At 66.3% G+C, this 26,362-nt stretch carries 18 protein-coding genes; 9 read left to right on the top strand and 9 right to left on the bottom strand.

Features of this window, described 5'->3' with window-relative positions; genetic code table 11:
- Window positions 1–534: 534 nt before the first annotated feature.
- The 7 genes from ACCQ04_RS15500 to ACCQ04_RS15470 all read right to left on the bottom strand — a co-directional run bounded on the left by ACCQ04_RS15500 (window position 535) and on the right by ACCQ04_RS15470 (window position 12,524).
- Window positions 535–2,403, bottom strand: coding sequence for a methyl-accepting chemotaxis protein (locus ACCQ04_RS15500; RefSeq protein WP_226427340.1), 1,869 nt, complete (start codon window positions 2,401–2,403; stop codon window positions 535–537).
- Window positions 2,404–2,573: 170 nt separating this feature from the next.
- Entirely contained in the window at window positions 2,574–2,900 is a 327-nt protein-coding gene (locus ACCQ04_RS15495) for a hypothetical protein (protein ID WP_226427339.1), read from the bottom strand.
- Window positions 2,901–2,949: 49 nt separating this feature from the next.
- Complete coding sequence (locus ACCQ04_RS15490; protein WP_226427566.1) at window positions 2,950–5,388, bottom strand: glucose/quinate/shikimate family membrane-bound PQQ-dependent dehydrogenase; 2,439 nt, start codon at window positions 5,386–5,388, stop codon at window positions 2,950–2,952.
- Between the two features lie 623 nt (window positions 5,389–6,011).
- Entirely contained in the window at window positions 6,012–7,379 is a 1,368-nt protein-coding gene (gene otsA / locus ACCQ04_RS15485) for an alpha,alpha-trehalose-phosphate synthase (UDP-forming) (RefSeq protein WP_047127075.1), read from the bottom strand.
- Window positions 7,376–9,154, bottom strand: a complete 1,779-nt coding sequence (locus tag ACCQ04_RS15480; protein WP_372358555.1) for a glycoside hydrolase family 15 protein — start codon at window positions 9,152–9,154, stop codon at window positions 7,376–7,378. The genes otsA and ACCQ04_RS15480 overlap by 4 nt, the downstream gene beginning before the upstream one ends.
- A 48-nt stretch (window positions 9,155–9,202) precedes the next feature.
- Window positions 9,203–9,961, bottom strand: coding sequence for a trehalose-phosphatase (gene otsB, locus ACCQ04_RS15475; RefSeq protein ID WP_226427338.1), 759 nt, complete (start codon window positions 9,959–9,961; stop codon window positions 9,203–9,205).
- 127 nt (window positions 9,962–10,088) lie between these two features.
- A complete protein-coding gene (locus ACCQ04_RS15470) occupies window positions 10,089–12,524 on the bottom strand; it encodes a TonB-dependent receptor plug domain-containing protein (RefSeq protein WP_039525848.1) in 2,436 nt (811 codons plus the stop codon).
- A 229-nt stretch (window positions 12,525–12,753) separates the two neighbouring features.
- On the opposite strand from ACCQ04_RS15470, the gene ACCQ04_RS15465 reads away from it, so the two are divergent.
- The 5 genes from ACCQ04_RS15465 (at window position 12,754) to ACCQ04_RS15445 (ending at window position 19,105) form a co-directional block, all read left to right on the top strand.
- On the top strand, window positions 12,754–13,224 hold the full coding sequence (locus ACCQ04_RS15465) for a DUF3574 domain-containing protein (RefSeq protein ID WP_226427337.1): 471 nt from the start codon (window positions 12,754–12,756) through the stop codon (window positions 13,222–13,224).
- 11 nt (window positions 13,225–13,235) lie between these two features.
- The gene (locus tag ACCQ04_RS15460) at window positions 13,236–14,108 is read left to right on the top strand and encodes an FG-GAP repeat protein (protein ID WP_226427336.1); all 873 of its coding nucleotides are present in this window, start codon (window positions 13,236–13,238) and stop codon (window positions 14,106–14,108) included.
- Between the two features lie 135 nt (window positions 14,109–14,243).
- Complete coding sequence (locus tag ACCQ04_RS15455; RefSeq protein ID WP_102255988.1) at window positions 14,244–15,845, top strand: SulP family inorganic anion transporter; 1,602 nt, start codon at window positions 14,244–14,246, stop codon at window positions 15,843–15,845.
- A complete protein-coding gene (locus ACCQ04_RS15450; RefSeq protein ID WP_226427335.1) occupies window positions 15,842–17,011 on the top strand; it encodes a lysozyme inhibitor LprI family protein in 1,170 nt (389 codons plus the stop codon). The genes ACCQ04_RS15455 and ACCQ04_RS15450 overlap by 4 nt, the downstream gene beginning before the upstream one ends.
- Window positions 17,012–18,289: 1,278 nt before the next feature.
- Window positions 18,290–19,105: a DUF3014 domain-containing protein gene (locus tag ACCQ04_RS15445; RefSeq protein ID WP_065032709.1), complete on the top strand. Its 816-nt coding sequence runs from the start codon at window positions 18,290–18,292 to the stop codon at window positions 19,103–19,105.
- A 133-nt stretch (window positions 19,106–19,238) separates the two neighbouring features.
- Here the strand turns inward: ACCQ04_RS15445 and ACCQ04_RS15440 are convergent, their stop codons facing one another.
- Together ACCQ04_RS15440 and ACCQ04_RS15435 are read right to left on the bottom strand one after the other, a co-directional pair.
- On the bottom strand, window positions 19,239–19,946 hold the full coding sequence (locus tag ACCQ04_RS15440) for a glutathione S-transferase (protein ID WP_184456727.1): 708 nt from the start codon (window positions 19,944–19,946) through the stop codon (window positions 19,239–19,241).
- Between the two features lie 45 nt (window positions 19,947–19,991).
- Window positions 19,992–20,300, bottom strand: a complete 309-nt coding sequence (locus ACCQ04_RS15435) for a GIY-YIG nuclease family protein (RefSeq protein WP_047129181.1) — start codon at window positions 20,298–20,300, stop codon at window positions 19,992–19,994.
- 273 nt (window positions 20,301–20,573) lie between these two features.
- On the opposite strand from ACCQ04_RS15435, the gene ACCQ04_RS15430 reads away from it, so the two are divergent.
- The 4 genes from ACCQ04_RS15430 to ACCQ04_RS15415 all read left to right on the top strand — a co-directional run bounded on the left by ACCQ04_RS15430 (window position 20,574) and on the right by ACCQ04_RS15415 (window position 26,274).
- Window positions 20,574–22,829, top strand: a complete 2,256-nt coding sequence (locus ACCQ04_RS15430; RefSeq protein WP_226427334.1) for a TonB-dependent receptor — start codon at window positions 20,574–20,576, stop codon at window positions 22,827–22,829.
- Between the two features lie 64 nt (window positions 22,830–22,893).
- Entirely contained in the window at window positions 22,894–24,222 is a 1,329-nt protein-coding gene (locus tag ACCQ04_RS15425; RefSeq protein ID WP_126966277.1) for an LLM class flavin-dependent oxidoreductase, read from the top strand.
- Between the two features lie 16 nt (window positions 24,223–24,238).
- Window positions 24,239–25,279 carry an L-glyceraldehyde 3-phosphate reductase gene (gene mgrA, locus ACCQ04_RS15420; protein ID WP_065032706.1) on the top strand — a complete coding sequence of 347 codons (1,041 nt, stop codon included), beginning with the start codon at window positions 24,239–24,241 and terminating at the stop codon, window positions 25,277–25,279.
- Window positions 25,280–25,290: 11 nt separating this feature from the next.
- Window positions 25,291–26,274 (top strand): aliphatic sulfonate ABC transporter substrate-binding protein, encoded by a 984-nt coding sequence (locus ACCQ04_RS15415; RefSeq protein ID WP_226427333.1) that lies wholly within the window; start codon window positions 25,291–25,293, stop codon window positions 26,272–26,274.
- Window positions 26,275–26,362 lie beyond the last annotated feature (88 nt).

Below are 26,362 nucleotides of genomic sequence, written 5' to 3'. Positions count from 1 at the left end.
TCGCGCCCAGGTGCGCTCCTACGACTGCGCGTTGATTTCTCTGATGGCTTGTCGATACGGAGTGCTGTTCGGCCGCGTGTGCTGGATCTTTGGTGGCGGACAGGCATGCCTGCTTTGTGTAGGAGCGCACCTGGGCGCGATGGGGCGTTACCGATAAAGCTTCGTCGCGCCCGGGTGCGCTCCTACGACTGCGCGTTGATTTCTATGATGGCTTGTCGATACGGAGTGCTGTTCGGCCGCGTGTGCTGGATCTTTGGTGGCGGACAGGCATGCCTGCTTTGTGTAGGAGCGCACCTGGGCGCGATGCGGCGTTACCGGGAAAGCTTCGTCGCGCCCGGGTGCGCTCCTACGACTGCGCGTTGATTTCTATGATGGCTTGTCGATACGGAGTGTTGTTCGTCCGCGTGTGCTGGATATGTGGTGGCGGACAGGCACGCCTGCTTTGTGTAGGAGCGCACCTGGGCGCGATGCGGCGTTACCGGGAAGGCTTCGTCGCGCCCAGGTGCGCTCCTACGGTGATTCCGTGACGGCGGCTTACGCGGCTGCGTTTTTGAAGCTTGCGGGCGCTGCTTTCGGGTTGCCGCTGTGCGCAGGCTGCAGGCGGAAGATCGACACCGCATCGGCCAGTTCCACGGCCTGTTCTTCCAGGCTGCGCGCGGCGGCGGTGGCTTCTTCCACCAGCGCGGCGTTGCGTTGGGTGACTTCGTCCAGTTGCGCGACGGTACGGTTGACCTGTTCGATGCCGCTGGATTGCTCGGCGCTGGCGGCGGTGATCTCGCTCATGATGTCGGTGACGTGTTTGACCGAGCCGACGATCTCGCGCATGGTCGCGCCGGCGCGGTGCACCAGGCCCGAGCCCAGTTCGACCTTGTCGGTGGAGTCGGCGATCAGCGTCTTGATCTCCTTGGCCGCATCGGCCGAGCGTCGCGCCAGCGCGCGCACTTCCGAGGCGACCACCGCAAAGCCGCGGCCCTGTTCGCCGGCGCGTGCGGCTTCCACCGCGGCGTTGAGCGCCAGGATATTGGTCTGGAAGGCGATGCCGTCGATGACGCCGATGATCTCGCCGATCTTGCGCGAGGCAGTGCTGATCTGGCCCATGGTGGACACCACATCGTCCATCACCTGGCCGCCGTTCTGCGCGACTTCGCCGGTGCCCACCACCAGCCGGTTGGCCTGCAGCGCGCTGTCGGCGTTCTGCTTCACGGTGGAGGTGAGTTCTTCCATGGAGCTGGCGGTTTCTTCCAGATTGGCGGCCTGTTGCTCGGTGCGCTCGGACAGGTCGGCGTTACCGGCGGCGATTTCCACCGCCGCGCGGCGGATCGTGTCCGATGCGATCTGGATGTCGCCGATGATCTCGGTCAGCCGGGTCACGGTCTGGTTGGTGTCGTCGCGCAGGCGCGCGAAGATGCCGTGCGCATCGCCCTCCACGCGTTGGGTGAGGTCGCCTTCGGCCAGTGCACCGATCACACGCGCCAAGGCGGCCAGGTGGGTTTCCACCGAGTCGTAGATGCGGTTGATGCCCTGCGCCAGCGACAGCAGCACGCCATCCATGCCGTCGATCTGCATGCGCCGGCTGAAATCGCCGGCCGCGGCGGCATCGATGATCTGGATCAGCGCTTGCTCGGCGTTGACCTGCGCAGTGACGTCCATCCACTGCGCGATAGTGCCCAGCTTGGTGCCGTCGGCGGCAATGATCGGGCTGTAGACGAAGTCGATCTGGCGGCCGAAGAACGGCGCGCGCACCGCCTTGGAGGCGGTCAGCGCACGCATGCGGTCGATCGCGGCCTGGCTGTCGGGATAGATGTCGCCGATGCTGCCGCCGACGAAGCCTTCGGCATGGAAGCTGGGGCGGAAGCTCTGCACATCCGGCTCGATCAGCTTGAGCATCGCCAGCAGTTTGCGGTTGGCGAACAGCACCTGGCCGTCGTCGTCGGCGATGCGGATCATGGTGTCCAGATCGTCCAGCGCCTTGATCACGAACTGGCCGTGGCGCAGGCCCTGTTCCATCACATCGATGCGGATGGCCAGCTTGTCCTGGGTCGCCTGCAGGGCGTGCAGCAACGGCGCGAGTTCGCCGGAGGCGTTGCGCAGATCCAGACGCTGGAAGCGCCCGTCACCGATGGCCGTCACCGTGCCGATCGCCTGTTGCAGTTGCGCGAGACCGCGACGGCGCGCCCACCACCACAGCCCGGCACTTGCCGCGCCCAGCACCAGCAGCGCCGGTAGCAAGCGGCCCAGCCCAGCCCAGATGCTGCCGGGCAGCAGCGTGGCGGCGTAGAGCGTCAGCAAGGCCAGCAGCCCGATCTGTGCAGCGGCAGGCAGCCATGCGGCCGTGCTGGCACGCGCAAGGTTCCGGCCGGAAGGCGGGCGGGAGACGGCGGTGGCATCGGGTGAGGGCGACATAGGCTGAGTCCAACTGAGTGATTCGGAGTGGGGAGCGGCGTCCTGCGCTGCATGGGCTGCTATGGGGTATCGGCGGCCGAGCCCGAATCATGACGGCGTGAAATCACCGTTCGTCGGAATCTGCCGACCATACCCCCGAAAACACCGATGTAGTTGATTTGGAAGCGGTTTCAGCGCTGCCCGATGTGCTGCCGAACCGTGATTTGCAGCCGGATACCGGCCTTGCAATTGTAAATTTCACGTGAAATATCGGCAGGCTCCGTAAACACTTCGTAGACCTCGACGCCGTGTAGTCCTATCGCATGCACGCCACCAAGACTGGCCAGCGGCGCCATCGGTGCAACGCGACGAACACGCATCGAAGCGCGGGGAATCGGGGGTGGGGATTGGGGTATCGGGCGCGCCATCAATCCAGCCCAGCCCTGAAAGACGATAGAAAAGCGCTTTTCCCATTCCCGAATCCCGATTCCCAATTCCCCTAAAAAAAAACCGGCCATCTCACGATGACCGGTCTATCGATGCCCAACTAGCTGACGTTACACCGGCTTACTTCGCCGGCTTGGCGCCCGCGTCATCCGGCAGCGCCCAGGCGATCACGCTGTCGCCCGACTTGGTTTCCATGCGGTCGTGCCCACCCACGGCGGCCACGATGTACTGCTTGCCGTCGATGGTGTAGCTCAGCGGGGCGGCCTGCGGGCCGGCCGGCACGCGGGTCTCCCAGACCTGCTTGCCGGTGCGGGTGTCGAAGCCGCGCATGAAGTCGTCCAGGGTCGCGCCGATGAAGGTCACGCCGCCGGCGGTGGCCAGCGAGCCGCTGTTGTTAGGCGTGCCGATCTCGAACTTGGTCTTGGACGGGATGCCCATCGGGCCCTGGTCGTAACCGGTGCCCAGCGGACGCCGCCAGAGCACCTGCTGGGTGCGCAGGTCCACGCCGGAGATGTAGCCCCACGGCGGTGCCACGCACGGCGTGTTGAGCGGCGACATCCACGGCTCCTTGCGGGCGCCGTAGGCCAGGCCCTTCTGTGCCATGTAGCCGGGCGTCTTGCTCTTGCCGTCGAACACCGACACCACGCCCAGCTCATTCATCTTTTCGCGGGTGTAGACCTGCAGGGTGTAGGGCAGGCGATTGCTGTTCATCACCATGATGCCGCGCTGCAGATCGACCGAGACGCCGCCCCAGTTGATGCCGCCGTGGTTGCCGGTAAAGGCCAGCGAGCCCTGCAGGGTCGGCGGGGTGAACATGCCTTCGTAGCGCAGCTGCTTGAACTGGATGCGGCAGGCCAGCTGGTCGAACGGGGTCATGCCCCAGGCGTCGGATTCGACGATGGTTTCGTACTCGCGGCTCGGTGCGCCCACGGTATTGGGCATGCCCGGCGAGATCGGCTGGGTGGCCGCGGTCCAGTCGCCGTGATCGGTGCCCTGCGGCACGGCGATCTGCTTGACCGGCATGAGCGGCGCACCGGTGGCGCGGTCCAGCACGAACACCTGGCCGGACTTGGTGGCCTGGATCACCGCAGGACGGGTGCCACCGCTGGCGACCGGCCAATCGACCAGGTTCGGCTGCGGGCCGATGTCGTAATCCCACAGGTCGTGGTTGACGGTGCGGAAGTGCCAACGCTCCTTGCCGGTGGCCGCATCCACGGCAACCAGCGAGGCGGTGTATTCCTCATCCTGCGGGGTACGGCCCTTGCCGAAGAAATCGCCCGAGGCATTGCCGGTCGGCAGATACACCAGGCCCAGTTCGTCGTCGGCGGCCATCAGCGACCACACGTTCGGGGTGGAACGGGTATAGGTCTGCCCGGCCGGCGGCTCGGCGGTGATCGCCGGGTTGCCCAGGTCCCAGGCCCAACGCAGCTGGCCGGTGAGCGCATCGAAGCCGCGCACCACGCCCGACGGCGCATCGCCTTCCTGGCCGTCGCGCACCTGGCCGGTGGGCTGGATCACCACGCCGCGCATTACCACCGGCGGCGAGGTCGGGCCGACGAAGCCCGGCTTGGTGTTACCGGTGCCGGCGTTGAGATCGACAAAGCCGTTGTTGCCGAAGCTGGTGCACAGCTTGCCGGTCTGCGCGTCCAGCGCGCCGAGGCGGCCATCGACCATCGGCCAGAAGATCCGCGTCGGGCACTCGGCGGTGCCTTGCGGCGCCTGGTAGTACGACACGCCGCGGCAGGTGGTGGCGGCAACGCCGGCCATCGCCTTCGGATTGGTCTGCGGGTCGAAGCGCCAGCGCTCCTTGCCGTTGGCCGCTTCCACCGCGATCACCTTCTGGGTCGGGGTGCAGATGTAGAGCAGCTCGCCGACCTTGAGCGGGGTGTTCTGGAAAGCGTAGCCCAGCTTGGAGCCGGCCGGCTTCAGATCGCCGGTATGGAACTCCCAGGCCACCTTCAGGTTCTTGGCGTTCTCCGGGGTGATCTGCGCACCGGGGGTGTAGTGGTTGGACAGGTTGGAGCCGGCGTACGAGGTCCAGTTGCTGGCATCGTGATTGGCCGCAACGTTGCCGTCCGGGCTGGGCACGTTGGCGCGGCTGAACGGCGTCGCGTTCTCGGCCGGCAGCTTGGAGTCATCGGCCAGTTCGACATTGCGCGGCACCAGCAGCGGCCACAGGATCAGCGTCGCGCCCAGGATCGGCAGCACGCCGGTCACCAGCACATAGCCCAGTCCCGACAGCGGCTGCATGCGGCGACGGGCCACGCCCCAGAACGGCAGCAGCACCAGCCCCAGCACCGACATCCAGGCCAGACGCGGGACTAGGCCCCAGCCATCCAGGCCCACTTCCCACAGCGCCCAGGCGATGGTGGCCGCCAGCGTGGCGCCGAACAGCCACAGGCCGGCACGCTTGCCCAGTGCCAGCAACACGCCGGCCAGGAACAGGCCGATGCCCGCCAGCAGGTAATACCAGGAGCCACCGACGGCGACCAGGCGGCCGCCCTCGTAGGCAAGCACCGCACCGAGCACGGCGATCACCACGGCATAGACCACCAGCAACCAGGTGCCTAGTCCACGTTTTGAGGATTGATCAGTCATTTTGAGATGTCAGGAAGGACCAGGCACCGGCAGGCGGTGGCGAGTCGTGGAGGGAGCAAGATCACAGGCTGGCAAAGGGCGGCCTTGGATCCAACAAAAACGTCCTAAAGCAGAACGTCCGGATATGAACGCGCAGCCCCTCCCAGGGTCCTCAGCGCTACTCATGCAGATATTTTAGACCGCAATGACGCGTGTGTCCGTGACGGAATGAGAACCAACGTTCCAGGCCATGCGGTTGAGGCGCTGGAATTACTCAAATTCGATGCGGCTGAAGATTGCTGTGGGTGTCAGGCGGTGTTGGGTGCATTCGCATGTGGCGACAAATGCAGGATCCTGCAGTAGTTCTATTGAGTTATTGACTCAAACGGTGAGGCGGGGATTTGGCATTCGGGAGTTGGGATTCGTAGAAGCTGGACTTTGCGCTTCGGACATTTCCCCTTGTACGCGCACGTCCACTTGTACGTACACGCGTACTCTCATCCGCCCTTCGGGCACCTTCTCCCGAGGGGAGAAGGGGGGCGCTGCCGGTGCGCAGCGCTTCTGTTTGCCAACAGCATGGTGCTGACAGCTTGCGGAAACCTGATTCAGATATCTGCAAGCGCCTGCAGGTAGCGCTGGCGCCAGTGATTGATGTTGTTCTTGCGCAGATGATCCATCATCGCGCTCCAGCGTTCGATGCGGGTTGCCAGCGGCATGCTTGCCGCAGTGGCGATCGCGTCGGCCACGCCGTCCAGATCGTGCGGATTGACCAGCAGTGCCTCTTTCATTTCGTCCGCTGCACCGGCCAGCAACGACAGCACCAAGACGCCCGGATTCTGCGGATCCTGCGCCGCCACGAATTCCTTGGCGACCAGGTTCATGCCATCGCGCAGTGGCGTGACCAGGCCAACCGAGGCCGCGCGATAAAAACCGGTCAACGTCGCATGGCTGAAGTTCTGATTGACGTAGCGCAGCGGCGTCCAATCCGGCTCGGCATGTCCACCGTTGATGTGGCCGGCGATCTGTTCCAGCTGCCCGCGCAACTGGCGATACTCATTGACGTCGCCGCGCGATACCGGCGCGATCTGCAGATAGGTCAGGCTGCCGGATTGGTCCGGATAACGCTCCAGATAGCGCTCGAAGCCCTGGAAGCGTTCCGGCAGGCCCTTGGAATAATCCAGCCGGTCCACGCCGATCGCCAGTTGCCGGCCGCGCAGGCTTTCGCGCAGGTCGCGCACCGCCTGCTTGCCGACCGAGGCCTTGGCCTGGTTGGCGATCAGGTCGGTATCGATCCCGATCGGGAACGCCGCGGCACTGAAGCGACGCCCGCCGGGGCCTTCGACGATGTCGCCTTCAAGAATGCGGCCACCGCCGAACAGACGCACATAGGCCTTGAAGCGCTCGGCATCGCGCTGGGTCTGGAAGCCGACCAGGTCGTACGCATAGAACGTGCTGAACAAGCGCGCGTGATCGGGCATTGCCTGCATCAGGTCGGCCGAGGGCATCGGCACGTGCAGGAAGAAGCCCATCTTGCAGCCCACACCCAGCTCGCGCAGCATCGCGCCCAGCGGAATCATGTGGTAATCGTGGATCCACAGCGTGTCGCTGTCCTTCAACAACGGCGCCAGCTTTTCGGCGAACAGCCGGTTGACGCGCATATAGCCTTCGCGGGTGGCGCGGTCGTAATCGACCAGGTCCAGGCGGAAGTGCAGCAGCGGCCACAGCGTGCGATTGGCGAACCCGTTGTAGTACGAATCGATGTCGCGCTTGTTGAGGTCCATGGTGACGAACTTGATGTCGCCCTCGGTCTGCTCGTGCATGCCGCCGCTGTCGCCGCGGACGGTCTTGCCGCTCCAGCCGAACCACACACCGCCGCGCTCCTTGAGCGCAGCCAACAGACCAACCGCCAGCCCGCCGGCGCGGTTTTCGCCGGGCACTGCAACGCGGTTGGATACCACCACCAAACGACTCATGACGCCTCCTGCCAGCTCCGCGACAAGCGCATCGCTGCGATGATCAAGCCCACATGCGAATAGGTCTGGGGGAAATTCCCCCAGGCTTCGCCGTCTTCAAACGATAGGTCCTCCGACAGCAAGCCGAGGTGATTGCGGCGCGAGAGGATACGTTCGAACAATTCACGCGCCTCCTCCTTGCGACCGATCGCGGCCAGCGCGTCGATGTACCAGAACGTGCAGATGGTGAAGCTGGTTTCCGGCTCACCGAAGTCATCCGGTGCGATGTAGCGATACAGCGCATCGCCATGCTTGAGCACGCGGCCAACCGCTTCGACCGTGCGCACGAAGCGGCTGTCGTCGTTGGCGACGATGCCGATATCGGCCAGCAGCAACAGCGATGCGTCCAGGCGATGACCGCCCAGCGTATCGGTGAAATGGCCGCGTTCTTCGCTCCAGGCCTCGTCTAGCACGCGTTCGCGGATGGTGTCGGCGCGCTCGCGCCAGTACACGCTGCGCTCGGGCAGCACCAGCCGGTCGGCGATCTTGGAGAGGCGATCGCAGGCAGCCCAGCACATCGCAGCGGTGTAGGTATGCACTTCGGCGCGGCCGCGGAATTCCCACAGGCCGGCATCGGGGACGTTGTGCAGCGCGAAGGCGCGCTCGCCCAGCGGCTCCAGGCGGCGGAAGGTGTCCGCATCGCCCTGGTCCTTCAGGCGCAGATCGAAGAACAGCTGGGTGGAGGCCAGCACCACGCTGCCGTAGACATCGTGCTGCTGCTGGATCCAGGCCAGGTTGCCGCGGCGTACCGGGCCCATGCCGCGGTAGCCCTCCATCGTTTCGAATTCGTGCTCTTCCAGCTGCGATTCGAAACCGATGCCATACAGCGGCTGCATGGTGCCGTCGGCGGTGGCGATGTTGAAGATGTAGCCGATGAACTGCTCCATCGTGCGGGTGGCGCCCAGGCGATTCAGCGCACGCACCACGAATGCGGCGTCGCGCAGCCAGCAATAGCGGTAATCCCAGTTGCGCGGAGTGTTCGGCGCTTCCGGGATCGAGGTGGTCATCGCCGCGATGATGGCGCCGCTGTCTTCGTACTGGCACAGTTTGAGCGTGATTGCGCTGCGGATCACCGCTTCCTGCCAGTCGAGCGGAATCGACAGGTAGCGCACCCATTCGCGCCAGTATTCTTCGGTGCGTTCCTGCGCTTCCTGCACGTAGCCGGTGAGCGAGCGGGTCAGCGATTCGTCCACGCCCAGCACCAGGTTGACCGGGTGGCTGAGTACGAACGGCAGGCCGTCGCGCACGAAGCGTACCGGCACGTCGGTGGTCAGACGCAGGGTGAATTCGGGCAGCACCCAGCGGATGTGATTGCTGCCCCAGGTGGTTTCCGGGCTGCGCCCGCCCCAGTCGGCCAGCGGGCGGGCGCGCACGATGATGCGCGGGTTGCCTGCGAGCGGGCGGATCTGCCGGATGATGCTGACAGGCCGGTAGAAGCGCCCGTTGTTGCGCCAGCGCGGTGCGAAGTCGATGACTTCCACTTCGCCGCCGTGGTGGTCGCGCAACACGGTGCGCAGCACTGCGGTATTGGGCAGGTAGTGTTGCTCGCTGCTGGCGAAGTCCTCCAGCTCCACCGCAAAGTCGCCGCCTTCGCGCTTGGGCGAGAGCAGCGAACAGAACGCCGGGTCGCCGTCGAATGCCGGCAGGCAACTCCACACCACGCGTGCCTGCCGATCGACCAATGCCCCAAAACTGCAGTTGCCGATGACGCCCAGATCCAGGTTTGGCTCGGTCATGGAGTGCGAACGATCCTTTTGAAGAGAAGAGGGGAAGGCGCGCCGCGCTCAGGCCTGGCGCGCGTTGCGTTGCAGCCACGCATGCACGTCGGCGGTGCCATCAACGCGGAAGCGCGCGCTGGTTTCGGCGCGATCGCCGACTAGCACGCTCCAGCCGCCGAGGCGATTGGCTGCTTCGAAACCGAATTCGTCGGTGAGGTCGTCGCCGACGAACACCGGCGTGCGGCCGGCGAATGCGCCCTGCTGCATCAGCTGTTCGACCGCCAAACCCTTGTTGCTGCCTTCGGGGACGAATTCGACCACGTGGTCGCCCGGTTGCAGGCGGTACCCGGAAAGCTGGGCGATTTCCTGCTGCGCAAAGGCGAGCACGTCGGGGCCGGCCAGCGGCTGTGCGCGCCAATGCAGCGCGACGCTGACGCCCTTGTCTTCGACCAGCACGCCGGGGTGCCGGTGCGTGAGTGCGGCGGCACGCTGATGCAGGCCATGCAGCCACTCGGAGGTGTCCTGCGGCATCGCCGCACGTGCGGCGGTGTCGCTACGCAGTTCGTGTCCGTGCAGGCCGGCGGCCGGAAGCAACAATGGCGCGAACAAGGCGTCCAGTTGCGACAGCGGTCGGCCGCTGACCAGTGCCACGGCGCCATGCAGGCGGTCACTTAGCTGGCCGATGGCCGCGCGGACCTCGGGCAGGAGCCGCACAGCCTCGGGGCTGTCGGCGAAGTCGATGAGGGTACCGTCCACGTCCAGAAACAATGCGCAGGCATCGTCCAGCAATGGCGGCGACGGAAGGGGGGAGTGCACGTCTGCCATCGCGCTAGTGTGCGCAAGGCGATGTGATATTCAGGTTATGCAACGGCGGGGAGTGGGGATTCGGGAGTGGGGATTGGCGATGCGCCGCCCTTGCCAATCCCGAATCCCCAATCCATCCATCCCGGCGTCAGAACGAGTAGCGCACCCGCCCATACCAATACGCGCCATTGCTGCCGATCGGCGAGAGCACGTCGTAGGGCAGGTTGCCGAAGTAGGCGATGTCGTCGATGGAGCGGTCCGAATAGTTGTCGAGAATGTTCTGGCCGCCGATTGCCAGCGTCCACTGCGTGCCCAGGTGGTACTCGGCTTCCAGGTCCAGCTGCCATTCCGCGCCATAGGTCTGGCGTGGCACGAAACCGCCGCCGAAGTCGAACACGCGCGTGGCGCTGCCGTAGCGATTGACCCGGGTCTGCAGGTTCCAGTGTTCGTTGTTCCAGTTGGCGGCCAGCGCGGCGCGCGTGCGTGGTGCGGCATCGGTGAGCGTGTTGCTCTCCTCGACACCGAACAGCACGTAGTCCGGGTCCAGCGCGAGCAGCTGCGCCGGGGTGCCGATGACGTTCTTCAACTCGGTCTTGGCGTAGCTGTAGGTGCCGGTCAGCAGCAGGTCGCCGCCGAAGGCGTACTGGCGCCAGTTGCCGACCAGCTCGGCGCCGCGGGTGCGGGTGTCGGCGGCGTTGAGGAAATAGCTGGCGCTCTGCACGCCGGCGACGGCGAAGTTCTGCTGCACGAAGTCGGTCAGCGTGGTGCCGGTGATGTCTTCGGACAGCGCGATGCGGTCGTCGATATCGATCTGGAAGAAGTCCAGCGACAGGTCGAAGTGATCGCCCAGCTGGCTGGTGAAGCCCAGGCTGTAATTGAGCGACTTTTCCGGCTTCAGGTCGGTGGCACCGAGCGCGCGTGCGATCGGGTTGTTGACCGACAGCAGGCGGCCCTGGGTCAGGCGGCCGGCGGCGTCATAACCGGTGGACGTGGCTTCGTAGCCGATCTGGCTGAGCGAGGGTGCACGCACGTTGTTGGAGACCGCGCCGCGCAGCGCGAACGCCGGGGCGAAGGCATAGCGCGCGGCCAGCTTGCCGGTCCACTGGCTGCCGAAATCCTGGTAATGCTCGTAACGGCCGGCCAGGTCGGTGGAGAACTTGTCGCCGAACTGGCTGGACACGTTGGCATAGGCGCTGGCCACGTTGCGCGACAGGTCGGCCTCGTCCTGCGGGGTCAGCCCACCGCCGGCCTGCGAGCCGGTGGGACGATCGGTGAACGGGCCGGCCGCATAGCTGGCCGGGTCGCCGGCATGGGTGCGGTACTGCTCGCGGCGGAATTCGGCACCGGTGCCGAAGGTGTGGGTGGCGCCGGCCGCATCGAACACGCGGGTCAGATCCAAGTTGCCCACGGTCTGCGCAAAGGCGAAATCGCCGGTCTTGAAGCGGGTGGTGCTGCCTGGGCCGAGCGAGGCGTTGAGCGAGTTGCGCAGCCGGTAGGTGAAGTCGTTGCGGCCGTAGTTGACGCTGGCGTCGTAGTCCCAGCTGCCGAGCTGCCCACGCGCGCCGGCGACGACCTGCAGGTCGCGGTTCTCGCCTTCGGAAATCGGACGGTAGCCGTTGGGATAGATCTCACGCCAGTTGGCGCTGCCATCCGGGTAACGGAAGTAATTGGCGCCTTCGGTGTCGCGCTGGTTGTAAGTGCCGAAGGCGTAGAACTCGCCGGTGGCACTGAAGGGCACCTTGGTGTTGAGCCAGGCATTCAGGCCCTTGGTGGCGCCATCGCCGAGCACGTAATTGCGCTTGCCGGCCAGCGCCAGGTTGGCCGGGGTCTGCTCCTCGAACGACGGGATCTGGTCGAAGCCGGCGCGGTTGGTCGCCTCGCGATTCTTCAGCTCCAGGCCGACCTTGAAGAAGCCGCCGTCATCGCCGAGCAGGCTGCCGACCTTGGCGCTGGCGTAGCTGGTCTGGCCATCGGTGACGCGGCGATTGATCGGCTCCACGTCGGTGTTGTAGGCGCCGAAGCTGGCTTCCAGCTCGCCACGCTCCGGGTTGTCGTCCAGGATCACGTTGATGACGCCGGCGATCGCGTCCGAGCCGTACTGCGCGCCGGCACCGTCGCGCAGCACTTCGATGCGCTTGATCGCGTTGATCGGGATGGAATTGAAATCCACCGGCGTGGTGCCCTTGCCGATCTTGCTGTCGGTATTGACCAGCGCCGAGGTGTGGCGGCGCTTGCCGTTGACCAGCACCAGCACCTGGTCGGGCGAGAGCCCACGCAGCTGCGCGGCGCGGATATGGTCGGCACCACCGGAGTTGGACTGGCGCGGGAAGTTGAACGAGGGCAGCAGCGCCTGCAGCGCGCTGCCCAGCTCGCCGTTGACCACGCCGGCCTTGCGGATGTCCTCGGCGGTGAGCACGTCCACCGGCACGGTCGATTCCAGCACGGTGCGGTCGCTGGCGCGGGTGCCGGTGACGATCACGGTGTCCAGCGTGGTGGCGCCGGGGGCGGCCTGCTGGGCCTGGGCGTTGGCGCTCAACACGGCGGCCACGGCCAGGCCGATAGCCGAAAGGGTGGGGCGGGTCATCTCTCTCTCCTGCGACAGCAACTGCGAACGCGCCGCGCGGACGGCATCCGGCCGGGCAGGGGCGCAAAGGGGGTTCGGATCGTCCACATTCATCCGGATGGAGAGATATTATCGCGTTGTTCAGGCGCGTGCGAGATGGCACAGTGCCCGCACGCCGGCATCAGCTGATGCCGGCCCTGCATGAGCCCGCCCCCGATCCGTCGTAAACGTACCCGTTGTGGAGAAGTCGATGAAGTTGCTGCCGTCCTGCCTGCTTGCCGCCATGCTGGCGCTGTCCGCCTGCACCACCCCCGGCGGCGCGCCGGGCCCGACCACTGCCAGCCTGCAGGGCGATGCGGCGCGGCCGGCGGCGGCGCGCGGCTGGGTGCGCAGCGAGCTGTACTTCGGGGTGGGCGAGGAAACCGGCCCGGCCGATCGCCCGCAGACCCGCACCATCGACGAAACCCAATGGCGCGCATTTCTGGACAAGGAAGTGACCCCGCGCTTTCCCGACGGCCTGACCGTGTTCGACGCCTATGGCCAGTGGCTGTTCCGCGGCGCCAAGGAGCCGAACCGGCTGGGCACCAAGGTGCTGGTGATCCTGCACGAGGACACCCCGCAGCGGCGCAACGACATCGAGGCGATCCGCCTGGCCTGGAAGCAGGCCACCGGCCACCAGTCGGTGCTGTGGTCGCGGCAGGCGGTGGAGGTGTCGTTCTGAGTCTGGCGACCATGCGGCTTGAACATCCGCACAGGCTGCGCGTGAGCGCTGCACGCAAGCTGCTGTTCGCCGCACTGGGCGGGCTGTCGTTTGCGTGCTTTGCGCGCGACCCCAGCGTGCAGGTGTCGCTGGACGCAAACACGCAGGCGACCGCCACACTGGTCGGCGCGCGCCTGCATGTGGTGTTGGGCCCGGGCGGCAAGGAGCAATGGTTCGACGCGAACCTGGACGAGGGCGAAGGCGGCGCCGGTGTGGACAGCGGCGACTACAACTTCGACGGACATCCGGATCTTGCGGTGTCGGCGATGCTCGGCCAGGTCAACGAAGCGGTGCTGGTCTTTGTATTCGATCCGGCGCAACGGCGCTTTCGTGCGCTGACCGCGCCCACGCGCCCGGCAGTGCAGTGCGAGGGCTTCTTCAATCTGACGCCCGACAAGCAGCAGCGCAGCCTGACCAGCTCCTGCCGCAGCGGGCCGATGTGGTACGCCGATGTGTATCGCTACGCGGCCGATGGGCGGTTGTATGTGGCCAGGACGCAGCAGCCGATCGCCTCGCCCGACATCCAGACCTTGCTGGATCCAGGCACCGGCGATGGCATGCCGCTCTCGGTGTGGCCCAGTTACGACGCGCGCGGGGCGAAGGTTTCAAGCGAGATCGGCACCACCCTGGACGCGCCGATGCCGGTCCAGCTGCGCGTGCAGGTGGCGCGTCTGCCGCTCTACGCCACCCCTACGGCGACCGGCACCAAGCGCTATCTGGTGCAGGGCGATCGGGCCGACGCGCTGGATGTCAGCGCCGATGCCACGCGCGTGCAGGTGCGCTATCGCAGTGCCGGCCGTGGCGACATCGTCGGCTGGATCGAGGTTGCTGCGGCGATGAAGTAGGGCCGTTCCGCCACGCAGCCGCCTGGCATGGAACAGACCGGCGCAATCGCGGCGACACGCTCTGATCCACCGCGCCGCTGTCGCACGTGCGGAGCAGCGGCTACCATCGGGCGATCCCCACGCTTCCTGGCTCCCATGTCGGCCCCTTCCTCGCGTACTGCGGCATCGCCGCGCTGGTTCGTCGCCGGCGACCTCAATGGCTTCTTCGGCCTGGTCGTCGACAATCTCTCCATCCTTGGTTTCATCGCGATGGCGTTGGTCGGGATGTTCCAGTTCCCGGCCGAGGTGGTGTTCGGGCGCATGTTTCCCGGCACCGCGTTCGGCGTGCTGGTGGGCAACCTGCTCTACACCTTGATGGCGCGGCGGCTGGCTGCACGCACCGGGCGCGACGACGTCACCGCGATGCCGCTGGGCCTGGATGCGCCGACCAGCATCGGCATGGCGCTGTTGGTGCTGGGCCCGGCATTCGTCGGCTTCAAGGCACAGGGGCTGGACCCGCAGGCGGCTGCCATCGCCACCTGGAAACTCGGCATGGCCGCGCTGGTGGTGATGGGCCTGCTCAAGCTGGTGCTGTCGTTCGTCGGCGAGGCGGTCACGCGCGCGCTGCCGCGCGCGGCCTTGCTGGGTTCCATCGCCGGTATCGCGCTGGTGTTGATGGGCTTGCTGCCGCTGCTGGAAACCCTGCGTTCGCCGGTGGCCGGCTTCGTCACCCTGGGTTTGCTGCTGTACGTGCTGCTGGCCAAGGGCCGGTTGCCGACCAAGTTGCCTGGCGTGCTGGTGGCATTCGTGATCGGCACTGCGTTGTATTACGGGCTGGGACTGGCCGGCCTGGGTGCACCGGGCTTCGCGGTGCCGGAATGGACGCCGCCGCAGATCGTGTTGCCGCTGCCGAACCTGGGCTTCATCGACGGCCTGCCCGCCACGCTGGCGTACCTGCCGCTGCTGCTGCCGTTCGGCCTGTTGATGGTGGTGGGCGGCATCAATGTCAGCGAGAGCGCACGCGCTGCGGGCGATGACTACCGCACCCGCGACATCCTGCTGGTGGAAGCCCTGGCGACGCTGGTCGCAGGCGTCTGCGGCGGGGTGGCGCAGACCACGCCCTACATCGGCCAGCCGGCCTACAAGCACATGGGCGCGCGCTCCGGTTACACGCTGCTGACTGGCCTGTTCGTCGGGATCGGCGGCATGCTCGGTGTGATCTCCGGCTTGGTGCAATGGCTGCCGCTGGCGGTGCTGGCGCCGATCATCGTGTACGTGTCGATCGACATCACCACGCAGGCGTTCCAGGCCACGCCCAGGCAGCATGCCGGTGCGATGGTGCTGGGCTTTCTGCCATCGGTGGCCTACCTGCTGACCATCAAGGCACCGGGCTGGATTGCGCCCGATCAACTGATCGCACTCACCACCAAACTCGATGGGCATGGCCTGCCGGAGCTGGCGGTGATCTTCGCGTTGGGCAATGGCTTCATCATCACCGCGATGCTGTGGATCGCCGCCGTGGCGGCGATGATCGATGGCCGGCTGCGCCGTGGCGCGGTGTTCCTGCTGGTGGCCGCGGGGCTGACGCTGTTCGGCCTGATCCATTCGGTGGACCCGCGCGGCGGCATCTATCTGCCATGGTCGCTGCACGGCCTGGCGCGCGTGATCAGCTGGCAGTTCGTGGGTGCCTATGTCGCGCTGGCGGTGACCCTGCTGCTGCTCTCGCTGCTGCCCGCACGCAAGGAGGCAGTGCAATGACATCCTGCTCCAGCGTGTTGCGCGTGATCATCGGTGGCGCACTATTGCTTGACGCCGGCGGTGCCTGGGCGGCGTCGTTCGATTGCAAGCAGGCCGGCACGGCGGTCGAAAAACGGCTGTGCGCGGTGCCGGCGCTGGACAATCTGGACGATCAGCTGGACGAGTCCTATCGGGCGCTGCTGGACACCACGCCGCGTAGCGCGGTTGCAGGCGTGCGTGATCAGCAACGCGCCTGGCTGCGGCAGCGCAATGCCTGCGCGCAGGACGCCAAACTGGACGACTGCCTGCAACGCACAGTGACGGCCAGGGCCGATGTGCTGGCCAAGGCGCTCGTTGCGCAGCAACAGGCGCTGGATCGCATCATCGCCTTGATTCCCACTGCGCCTGCCGACGCCGCGCGCCAGCTGCAGGGCTACGACACGCCGCTGGCTTCGGCGTGGCTGGCGTATCTGCATCAGTTTGTCCCCGCCGCGGGCGTGGATGCGACGCTGGCGAGTGCGCGGTTTGAAAGTGCGCGCAAGGCGCTGCGCAAGGTCGACGACTTCGCCGCATCCTTGCTCGACGATGTGGATGGCATGCCCGCCATGCAGGCGCAGGAACGCGTGCTGACATTGCTGCGGATGTGGATCGAACGCGACAACAGCGATCATCGTCCTTACGTGCATTGCTTCATCTTTGCTGCAGTGGGCGAGCCGGCGTATGAGGCGTTCGGGTCGCTGTATGGCTCGACACGCGACGGGTTCGCGCCGATCTGCGAGCCGCCGGGCGGTCTGTTTGCATTGGCCAGCTGGAAGCAGCTGGATGCCGGCTTCGACGGGTTGATCGAGGCCCTGAGCAAGGACGCCGGCACCATTCGCTACGCCAGTTACGCCGAGTGGAAAATCATCGCGTTACGCGCGTCGGTATCGCCATTGCTCTACCTGACTCCGGCATTGCGCAAGCGCTACGGCGAGGATCCGGACAAGGCGATTGCCGCCTGGACCGGGGAAGACAGCGACTGGCCGGCGGCACAGCGCAAGGCCGTGCGCGCGTTACTGCCGAAGGTGCGCGCCGACACGGCCGCATGGCTGGTGCGCGAGAAGCGCCTGCCTGCGAAGCAGGCCGAGCAGGCGGCCGCCGCCATCGTGGCGGCCTGGGTGAATGCGCGGCTGGATTTCGCAAGCTGAGAGCGGCGGACATCGCCACTCGCGGCCATCGGGCGGGCGGCGTTGTCGTTTGATGCGGCAACGCTTGGCGTTCTGGTTCGAGCGTTGGCGATGTGGGTGAGCGAGAGCCAAAGCCAAACCAGAGCTGGAGCATGCGATCTGTGGCCTGGCTGCAGGGCCCTTGCCCGCCCACCCTCGCAGGACGCGCCGCAAGTACGTCCATGTAGGCTCTTACGCGGCATCCATGCCGCGTAAGGTCCCGCGACGGTGGGCGGGCAAGGACCAGTGGAGATGGTCTGTGTGCACGGTAAGAGCAGTGCGTGATGCGCGTTGTTCGATACTCGACGTCCGACACACGCGCGACAAGCGGCTTTTCACGAGATTGCTTTTGGTGCTGTGCTCCAAAGGACTGGACGACGTCGATGTATCAGCTGCAGAGCGGCTGATCTGCCGCTTGGCTGCGGGGCCCTTGCCGGCCCACCATCGCAGGACACGCCGCAAGTACTTCCATGTAGGCTCTTACGCGGCATCCATGCCGCGTAAGGTCCCGCGACGGTGGGCCGGCAAGGACCTGTCGAGATGGTCGGTGGTTTGGTTGCAAGCAAAGCATAGTGTGCGTTGTTCGGATCACCGTGTGTTCGATCAACCTTTCAGCATTTTTTCCATCGCAACCCGAGCAGCAGACGGGCTTTCAACACGCAACCTACAAACGTCTCATCTGCTGCCGCAAGCCAAGCGACAAGCTTTCAAGCGGCCGACTAACTCTCTGGCGCGGTGTCCTTGCCGGTTGCGGGACCCTTGGCGGCATGGATGCCGCCAAGGAGCCTCCACGGACGGATTCACGGCGTGTCCCGCAAGCGGTGAGGGCACCGCGCACCCCGACCAACTCGGCTTTGGAACGTCCAGGTGCTGCTGAAGCTCAAGCGCTTGGTCGCCTTGGAAGGTATTGAGCGGTGCGAATGCGTCGACTGTAGAGCAGACGATGTGCGGCTTGGCTGCAGGACCCTTGCCCGCCCACCATCGCAGGACACGCCGCAAGTACGTCCATGTAGGCTCTTACGCGGCATCCATGCCGCGTAAGGTCCCGCGACGGTGAGCGGGCAAGGCCCCGTCGAGATGGTCGGTGTGCATGGTTGCGGGCAGAGCCACGAGGGCTGCCAGAGACAGGCATCCTCGCGTGCCAATCGCTCTTTTGCGATGCACATGGCCTGCTTGATGGCGTCATCGCCGCACATCGATGGAACCACCGCGATATCTCGTTGTCACACCATGGATGTCGTCGATGTAAGGAGTTCCACGATGCAATCCAAGTCTTCGCGTTGGCCGTGGCTGCTGGCGGTGCCGGTGGTGGCTGGCGCCGCCTGGTGGCTATTCAGCGGGTCACCCACTGCACCGGGCGCATTGCCTGCGCCGATCAGCCAGACCGCCAGCGCCGTGGCAGCGGCGGTGACCCCCGCGCCGCCGGCACCGGCCGGGCCGCGCCATCCGGTGCAGCAGCCCTCGGCCGATGCCGCCGACGCCGCGATTCCTGCGCTGGCACAGAGCGATGCCGCTGCGTGGCAGGCCTTGGTGGAGTTGGTGCAGGACGATGGCGCCTTGTCGATCGTGCTGCGCAAGCACCTGATCGAACGCGTGGTGGTGATGATCGACAATCTCACCCAGCCCAGCATCAGCCGTCGCGCCTCGGTGCTGCAGCCGGTGGCGGGCGAGTTGGCAGTGTCCGATGCCAGCGGCAGTGTGGTGATCGATCAGGCCAATGCGGCGCGGTATGCGCCTTATGTGGCGGCGTTCACCCAGGTGGATGCGCAGGCGCTGGTGCGCAGTTATGCGCGTTTCTATCCGCTGTTCCAGCAGGCCTATGCCGACCTGGGCGCGCCGGACCGCTACTTCAACGACCGCGTGATCGACGTGATCGATCATCTGCTGCGCACGCCCGACCCGGTACAGCCGATCAAGGTGCAGCGCGACGAGCGTGGCCGTTATCGTTTTGTCGATCCCGCGTTGGAGTCGCTGTCGGTCGGTCAAAAAGCGCTGCTGCGGTTGGGGCCAGCGCAAGCGGCTGCAGTGAAGGCGCAGTTGCAGCGGATCCGGACGGCGTTGCTGCAGGGACGCTGACGCAGCGTGTGATGACGTGAGGAGAAGGCCGCCCGAATGCGGCCTTGCATGCATGGATGCAGCGTCGTGCGCCAGCCCAGCAGGGAAACAACGCAACTTCGGCGGCACGCGGTGCATCACACGCCGCCATCGCTTACGCCGCATCCAGCTCCGGATAGTGGCGGAAGATGCCGTTGGTATTGAACGCCACGCGTCGTTCGGAGGCGAGATAGGCCGCGATGCGTGGGCGGGCGGCCACGCGCTCCTGCAAGGCCTTCAGGCCGGGAAGATCGGCTGACAGTGTCTTCATGCGCTTGGGGAACATGTATTCCAGCCCGCTGATCAGCTGGAACAACGACAGATCCACATAGGAATGCGTGCCAAGCACATGCGTGCCGCCGGCCTGTTGCAGCACCTGCTCGAAGTGGCCCAGGAACTTGGGCAGGCGGTTGTCGCGTAGATCCTTGGCGCGCTTTGCTGCCTCGGCTTTCTGGTCTTCGTAATACAGCCCAGTGGCAATAGGATGATGGCTGTCGTGCACCTCGGCCACCAGATCGGCGATGGTCAGCTGCAACTGCAATGCCTGGATGCGCTGTGCGTCCGAATCCGGCACCAGCTGCAGTTGCGGTCCGATGACATGCAGGATCGCCGCCACCTGCGCAACCACCGTGTCGCCGGCCCTGAGGAAGGGTGGTGCGAACGGCTGCGCGCCGGCCTGGTGGCCTTCCAGAAAGGCATTCATCACCTCATCGCCTTCGACGCGCGCCACGTCGGTGTAGTCGGCGCCGGCGTCTTCCAGTGCGAGCCGGACGAATTCGCCGCGGCCTTGCAGGCCGGTCCAGTAATAGAGCTGATAGTGCATGCGCTGCTCCGCGATCGATGGCGCTACAGCGTAGAAACCGCGCGGCTAGGCGGGCGTGAGCGAAGCGTCAGCGGGCTGTGACCCGATATCGTCGTGCGGTTGCGCCAGCAACCAGGCCAGCTTGCGCGCCCGCGGTTGCTGCTTGAGCTGCCACTCTGCGCGCGAGGCGGCGGCGCGGTCCGCATACGGATGGCTGGCAAGCAGCTCCAGCGGCGGGTTTGCACGGGTATAGCGCGCGCCGGTGCCGCGCTGATGCGCCTGGAAGCGCCGCTCCAGATCGTTGGTGATGCCGGCGTAATAGCTGCCGTTGCGACACAGCAGCAGATAGAGGTGCCAGGGCTTGGGTGCATCCATGGGCCCATTATCGCCATTGGCCTGGTGTCGTGCAGCGATGGTCTTGGCGAGCGCTGGGCACGGACGGTCGACACGCGGCGGCGCGTGAGTGAATAACCACCTAAACATTGGTTATTTGACGCTCGCGGCCGCTGCAAACAGCATGCGCTACTGCGTTGCAGCGCCGTGTCGGTCTGCACTGCGGCCGGGTCGCCGTGCATGCATGGCGCTGGCCAATTCGCAAGAAATCTCCCCACGCTGCTGCACGACAGCCGACGCCACGAAAGGACGTACATGCCTGCGCGACACCGGACCCCTGCAAGGATCCTCGCTGCTTCGAGATGGTTGGCCAGGCCGCAGGTGCTGGCGTGGAGTCTGGTGTGGGCATGTGCGCCGGTGCTGGCCGATGAAGTGAGCGAGGCTGCTGCGACGCCGGAGCACGCCGCGCAGACCCTGGGCGCGGTCACCGTGACCGCCACGCGTCGCGAAACCACCTTGCAGCAGGTGCCGGTGGCGGTGTCGGTGGTGCAGGGCGAGACGCTGGAGCGCGAAAACCGCAACAGCGTGGCCGACCTGCCGGCGCTGGTGCCCAGCCTGAGCTTTCGCAACGGTGCCTCCAACAAGGACACCTCGTTGTTCCTGCGTGGCGTGGGCACCATCTCCACCTCGCCAGGGGTCGAGCCCAGCGTGGCGACGGTGATCGACGGCGTGGTGCTGGGGCGTCCGGGCCAGGCCACGCTGGACCTGCTCGATGTCGAGCGCATCGAGGTCCTGCGCGGGCCACAGGGCACCTTGTTCGGCAAGAACGCCTCCGCCGGCGTGCTCAATATCGTCAGCAGGCCGGCGCCGGAGCTGTTCGGCGGCTATGTGGATTACTCGCACTTCGGTGGCGGCGACGAAGACCGCGTGCGTGCCAGTGTCGGCGGCACGCTGGTGCCGGAGCTGCTCAAGGCCAGCGTGTCGGCATTGTGGGCCGAGTACGGCGGCAACGTGCGCAACGTGGCCGACGGCCAGACCGTCAACGGCTACCGGCGCGCCGGCGCGCGCTTGCGGCTGGACCTGAGCCCGAACCCTGGCTTGAACGCGACGCTGCTGGCCGACTACCTGCAATCGCACAGCGACGCGCCCAGCGGTGTGGTGGTGGACAGCACGCGCGCCGACTTCGCCGCGGCGCTGGCACCGGTCGTCGCCAGGGACGACAACCGCCAGATCAACAGCGATTACCGCACGTATCTGGACGACATCAACAAGGGCGCCTCGCTGCAGCTGGACCAGCAGCTCGGCGATGCGCTGCTGACCTCGATCAGCGCGTGGCGGCAATGGGACAACACCCAGTTTCAGGATGGCGATCGCACCGCGCAACGCAGCGCGGCGTTTCCGTCCTCGCACGACCGTGGCGACCTGGGCTACACGCAGTATTCGCAGGAGTTGCGCATCCAGACCCCGCGCGATCGTGCGGTGGAGGCGGTCGCCGGGCTGTATTACCTGCATGCGCGCAATGACGAAACCTACCGCCGCACGGTGACGACGCCCACCGCCAGCAACGTGGGCGTGGCCGATTACGCCACCCGCGCGAAAACCTATGCCGCCTTCGGCGAGGCCACCTGGCATTGGCGCCCGGATCTGCGCGCGCTGCTGGGCGCGCGCTTCACCCGCGACACGCTCGACTACCAGCATCAGCGCCTGTCCAGCTCGGCAACCGCAGTCACCGGCATCCAGCCGTCCACCGCAAGCAGCGGCAGCACCGCAGAAAACGGCGTGTCCGGCCGCACCGGCCTGCAATACGATTTCGACGCGCGGACCACCGGTTACCTGACCTATTCGCGCGGCTACAAGGGCCCCGCCTACAACGTGTTCTTCAACATGCAGCCGCGCGATACGCCGGCGCTGAAACCGGAGACCTCCAATGCCTGGGAGCTGGGCCTGAAGGCGCGCGCCCTGGACGATCGCCTCAGTGCGAACGTGGCGCTGTTCCATACCGACTACGCCAACTATCAGGCTAACTTCTTCGACACCGTGGCCGGGCAGGTGGTGACGCGCCTGATCAACGCCGGGCAGGTGCGCACGCAGGGCCTGGAACTGGATCTGGACTACCGGCCCACCGAGCGGCTCAGCCTGGCCGCCTCGCTGGCCTACACGCAGGCGCGCATCCAACGGTTTGCCTGCCCCACCGCAGCGGCGGCCAACTGCAATGTCGACGGCCGGCCGTTGCCGTTTTCGCCGGACTGGAAGGGCAATCTGCGCGCCGGTTACCGGGTGCCGTTGCGCGGCAGCCTGGCGCTGGAATTCAATGGCGACGTGAGCTGGCAGGACAGCGTGCAGTACGACCTCAGCCAGACCCCGCAGACCATCCAGGGCCCGTACGCGATCTGGAATGCCAGCATCGCACTGGCCGACGATGTGCATGGCTGGCGGGTGGCGGTGCTCGGCCGCAATCTCGGCGACCGCTCATACGCCCCGCTGCTGGCCAATGCCACCGGCAACGTGTTCCGGCTGGTGCCGCGCGACGACCAGCGCTATGTCGGGCTGCAACTGCACAAGGATTTTTGACGATGTCCGTGATGTTCTTCGATGCTGATTCGAGCAATGCAGGCGCACCGCACGGTGGGCTGCCATGAGCGCTGCACGACAGCTCTCGCTCGGTGCGTTCCTGATGGCCACCGGCCATCACGTGGCCGCATGGCGGCACCCGCAGGCCAGTGCCGACCCGCTGGTGTTCGACCATTATCGCGAGATGGTGCGCATCGCCGAAGCCGCCAAGTTCGATGCGGTGTTTGTCGCCGACAGCCTGGCTGCAGCTGGTGGGCCGGTGGCGTCGCGGATGGCGCGTTCCAGCCTGTTCGAACCGCTCACGCTGCTGAGTGCGTTGGCGGTGGTGAGCGAGCGCATCGGCCTGATCGCCACCATGACCACCAGCTACAACGAGCCGTATCACGTGGCGCGCAAGTTCGCCTCGCTGGATCATCTGTCCGGTGGGCGTGCCGGCTGGAATCTGGTCACCTCCGATGCCGCCGACGAAGCATTGAACTTCAACCGCGACGCGCATTACGTGCATGCGGAGCGCTATGCGCGGGCGCGCGAATTCCAGCAGGTGGTCGCGGGGCTGTGGGACAGCTGGGACGACGATGCCTTCATCGCCGACACCGCTGCAGGCGTGCACTACGATCCGGCGCGGCTGCATGTGCTGGATCATCGCGGCGCGCACTTCCAGGTCCGCGGCCCGCTCAACATCGCGCGTGCGCCGCAGGGGCATCCGGTGCTGGTGCAGGCCGGCTCGTCCGAGCCCGGGCGCGCGCTGGCTGCGGAAACCGCCGAGGTGGTGTTCACCGCGCAATCGTCGCTGGCCAAGGCGCAGGCGTTCTATGCCGACATCAAGGGGCGGCTGGAACAGTTCGGGCGCGCGCGCGATGCGTTGAAAGTGATGCCGGGTGTGTTCATCGTGGTCGGGCAGAGCCAGGCCGAGGCGCAGGACAAGTTTGCGCAGTTCCAGGAGTTGGTGGAGCCGGAGGTCGGCATCGCGCTGCTGTCGCGCATGCTGGGCAACTTCGACCTGTCCGGCTATCCGCCCGATGGCCCGTTGCCGGAATTGCCGCTCACCGAAACCGGCCAGCGCAGCCGCCAGCAGTTGTTCACCGAGCTGGCCGGACAGGAGCAGCTGAGCATTGCCCAGCTCGGTCGGCGCATCGCAGGCGGACGCGGGCACTACAGCCTGATCGGCACGCCGACACAGATTGCCGACGAGCTGCAGGCCTGGTTCGAAGGCGGGGCCGCGGACGGTTTCAACGTGCTGGTGCCGCATCTGCCCGGCGGCCTGGCCGATGTGGCCACGCACGTGGTGCCCGAGCTGCAGCGGCGTGGACTGTTCCGGCGTGAATATGCAGGGCGCACCCTGCGCGATCATCTGGGGCTGGCACGCCCCGTCAATCGCTTCAGCGCACGCTGACTCACCGGATACCCTGATGACCTATCTCGCACATCCCGATCGTTACGACCGTATCGCCTACCGCCGTGTCGGCCGCAGCGGCCTTGTCCTGCCTGCGCTGTCGCTGGGCCTGTGGCACAACTTCGGCGACAGCACACCGATCGACACGCAGCGCGCATTGCTGCGGACCGCCTTCGATCTGGGCATCACCCATTTCGATCTGGCCAACAACTACGGCCCGCCGTATGGCAGCGCGGAAATCAACTTCGGCCGCCTGCTGCGTGAAGACTTCAAGCCGTATCGCGATGAATTGATCCTCTCCACCAAGGCCGGCTGGGACATGTGGCCGGGTCCGTACGGGCAGGGCGGCAGTTCGCGCAAATACCTGCTGTCCAGCCTGGATCAGAGCCTGCAGCGGCTGGGCGTGGACTACGTGGACATCTTCTACTCGCACCGCTTCGATGCGGACACGCCGCTGGAAGAGACCGCCGGCGCATTAGCCAGCGCAGTGCAGCAGGGCAAGGCGCTGTATGTGGGCGTGTCGTCGTATTCGGCGGCGCGCACGCGCGAGATCGCCGCGTTGCTGCGCGAGTGGAAGGTGCCGCTGCTGATCCACCAGCCGGCCTACAACCTGTTCAATCGCTGGGCCGAGCACGAGCTGTTCGATGCGACCGACGAGGTCGGTGCCGGGGTGATTGCATTCACGCCACTGGCGCAGGGCCTGTTGACCGGCAAGTACCTCAATGGCGTCCCCGGCGATGCGCGCGTGAATCGTCCCGGTGGTGACTCGCTGCGGCCGGAACATCTGTCCGAGGCCAACCTGCAGCGCGCACGTGGGCTGGATGCGATCGCGCAGCGGCGTGGGCAGAGCCTGGCGCAGCTGGCCCTGGCCTGGGTGCTGCGCGACCCGCGGGTGAGCTCGGCATTGCTGGGCGCCAGCCGCCCGGAGCAGTTGATCGAAAACGTCGCGGCCTTGCAGACGCCCGGGTTCAGTGCGGACGAGTTGGCCGAGATCGACCGCTTTGCGGTCGAGGGTGGCGTCAACCTCTGGGAAAAACCGTCCACCGATTGGCAATGAGGAACGCTCCGATGCGCTACCGCTTTTTGATTGCTGCGTTGCTGTTGTCCGGCATCGCGTGGCTGCAACCCGCAGCGGCGGCCGAGCCGGCGCAGTTGCGTATCGGCTATCAGAAAGCGGTGTCCAGCCTGGTGCTGGCCAAGCAGCATCGGTTGCTGGAGCAGCGCTTCCCGCGCACCAGAATCAGCTGGGTCGAGTTTCCGGCCGGCCCGCAGCTGCTGGAAGCCTTGAACGTGGGCAGCATCGACCTGGGCGGTGCGGGTGATATTCCGCCGCTGTTTGCGCAGGCCGCCGGTGCCGATCTGCTGTACGTGGGCTGGGTGCCGCCCACGCCCAAGGCTGAGACCATTCTGGTGCCGGCCAAGAGCACGCTGCGGCGCGTGGCCGACCTCAAGGGCAAGCGGGTGGCCTTCCAGAAGGGTTCCAGCGCGCACAACCTGCTGCTGCGGTTGTTGGCCAAGTCCGGCCTGAGCATGCGCGACATCACGCCGTTGTATCTGTCGCCGGCCAACGCACGTGCGGCATTCGCGGCCGGGCAGGTGGATGCCTGGGCGATCTGGGACCCGTGGTATTCGGCATTGACGCTGGATGGCAGCGCACGCCTGCTCGCCAATGGCGAAGGGTTGGGATTGACCGGCGGGTTCTTTCTGTCCTCGCGGCGTTACGCCACCGCGTGGGGCCCGTTTGTGCAGCAGGTGATGCTGCAGCTCAACCAGGCCGATGGCTTGCTGGAGCGCGACCGCGCCGGCAGCATCAAGGTGCTGGCGCAGGTCAGCGGGCTGTCGCCTGCGGTGGTCGAGCGCACGCTGACGCATCGCCCGCCGGCCAGCGTGCAACCGCTCAGCGCCGAGGTCATCAAGGCGCAGCAGGCCACCGCCGATCTGTTCTACGCGCAGCGCCTGCTGCCCAAGCGCGTGCTGGTCGCCCCGGCAGTATGGCGGGCGCCCGCGGTTGCCGCGGTGCCAGCGGCAGGCAAGCAGGCGGCGGGCAAGTGATGCGTGGAAGCAGGAATACACCCGCAAGCAGGAGCGCATGCGCAGGCCGGAACGCGTGCCGAGCATCCGTGAGCGGCCAGGCGCACGC

This window comes from Xanthomonas sp. NCPPB 2866, assembly GCF_041475745.2.
Taxonomy (GTDB): Bacteria; Pseudomonadota; Gammaproteobacteria; order Xanthomonadales; family Xanthomonadaceae; genus Xanthomonas; species Xanthomonas arboricola.
This window is presented reverse-complemented; position numbering and strand designations above follow the sequence as displayed.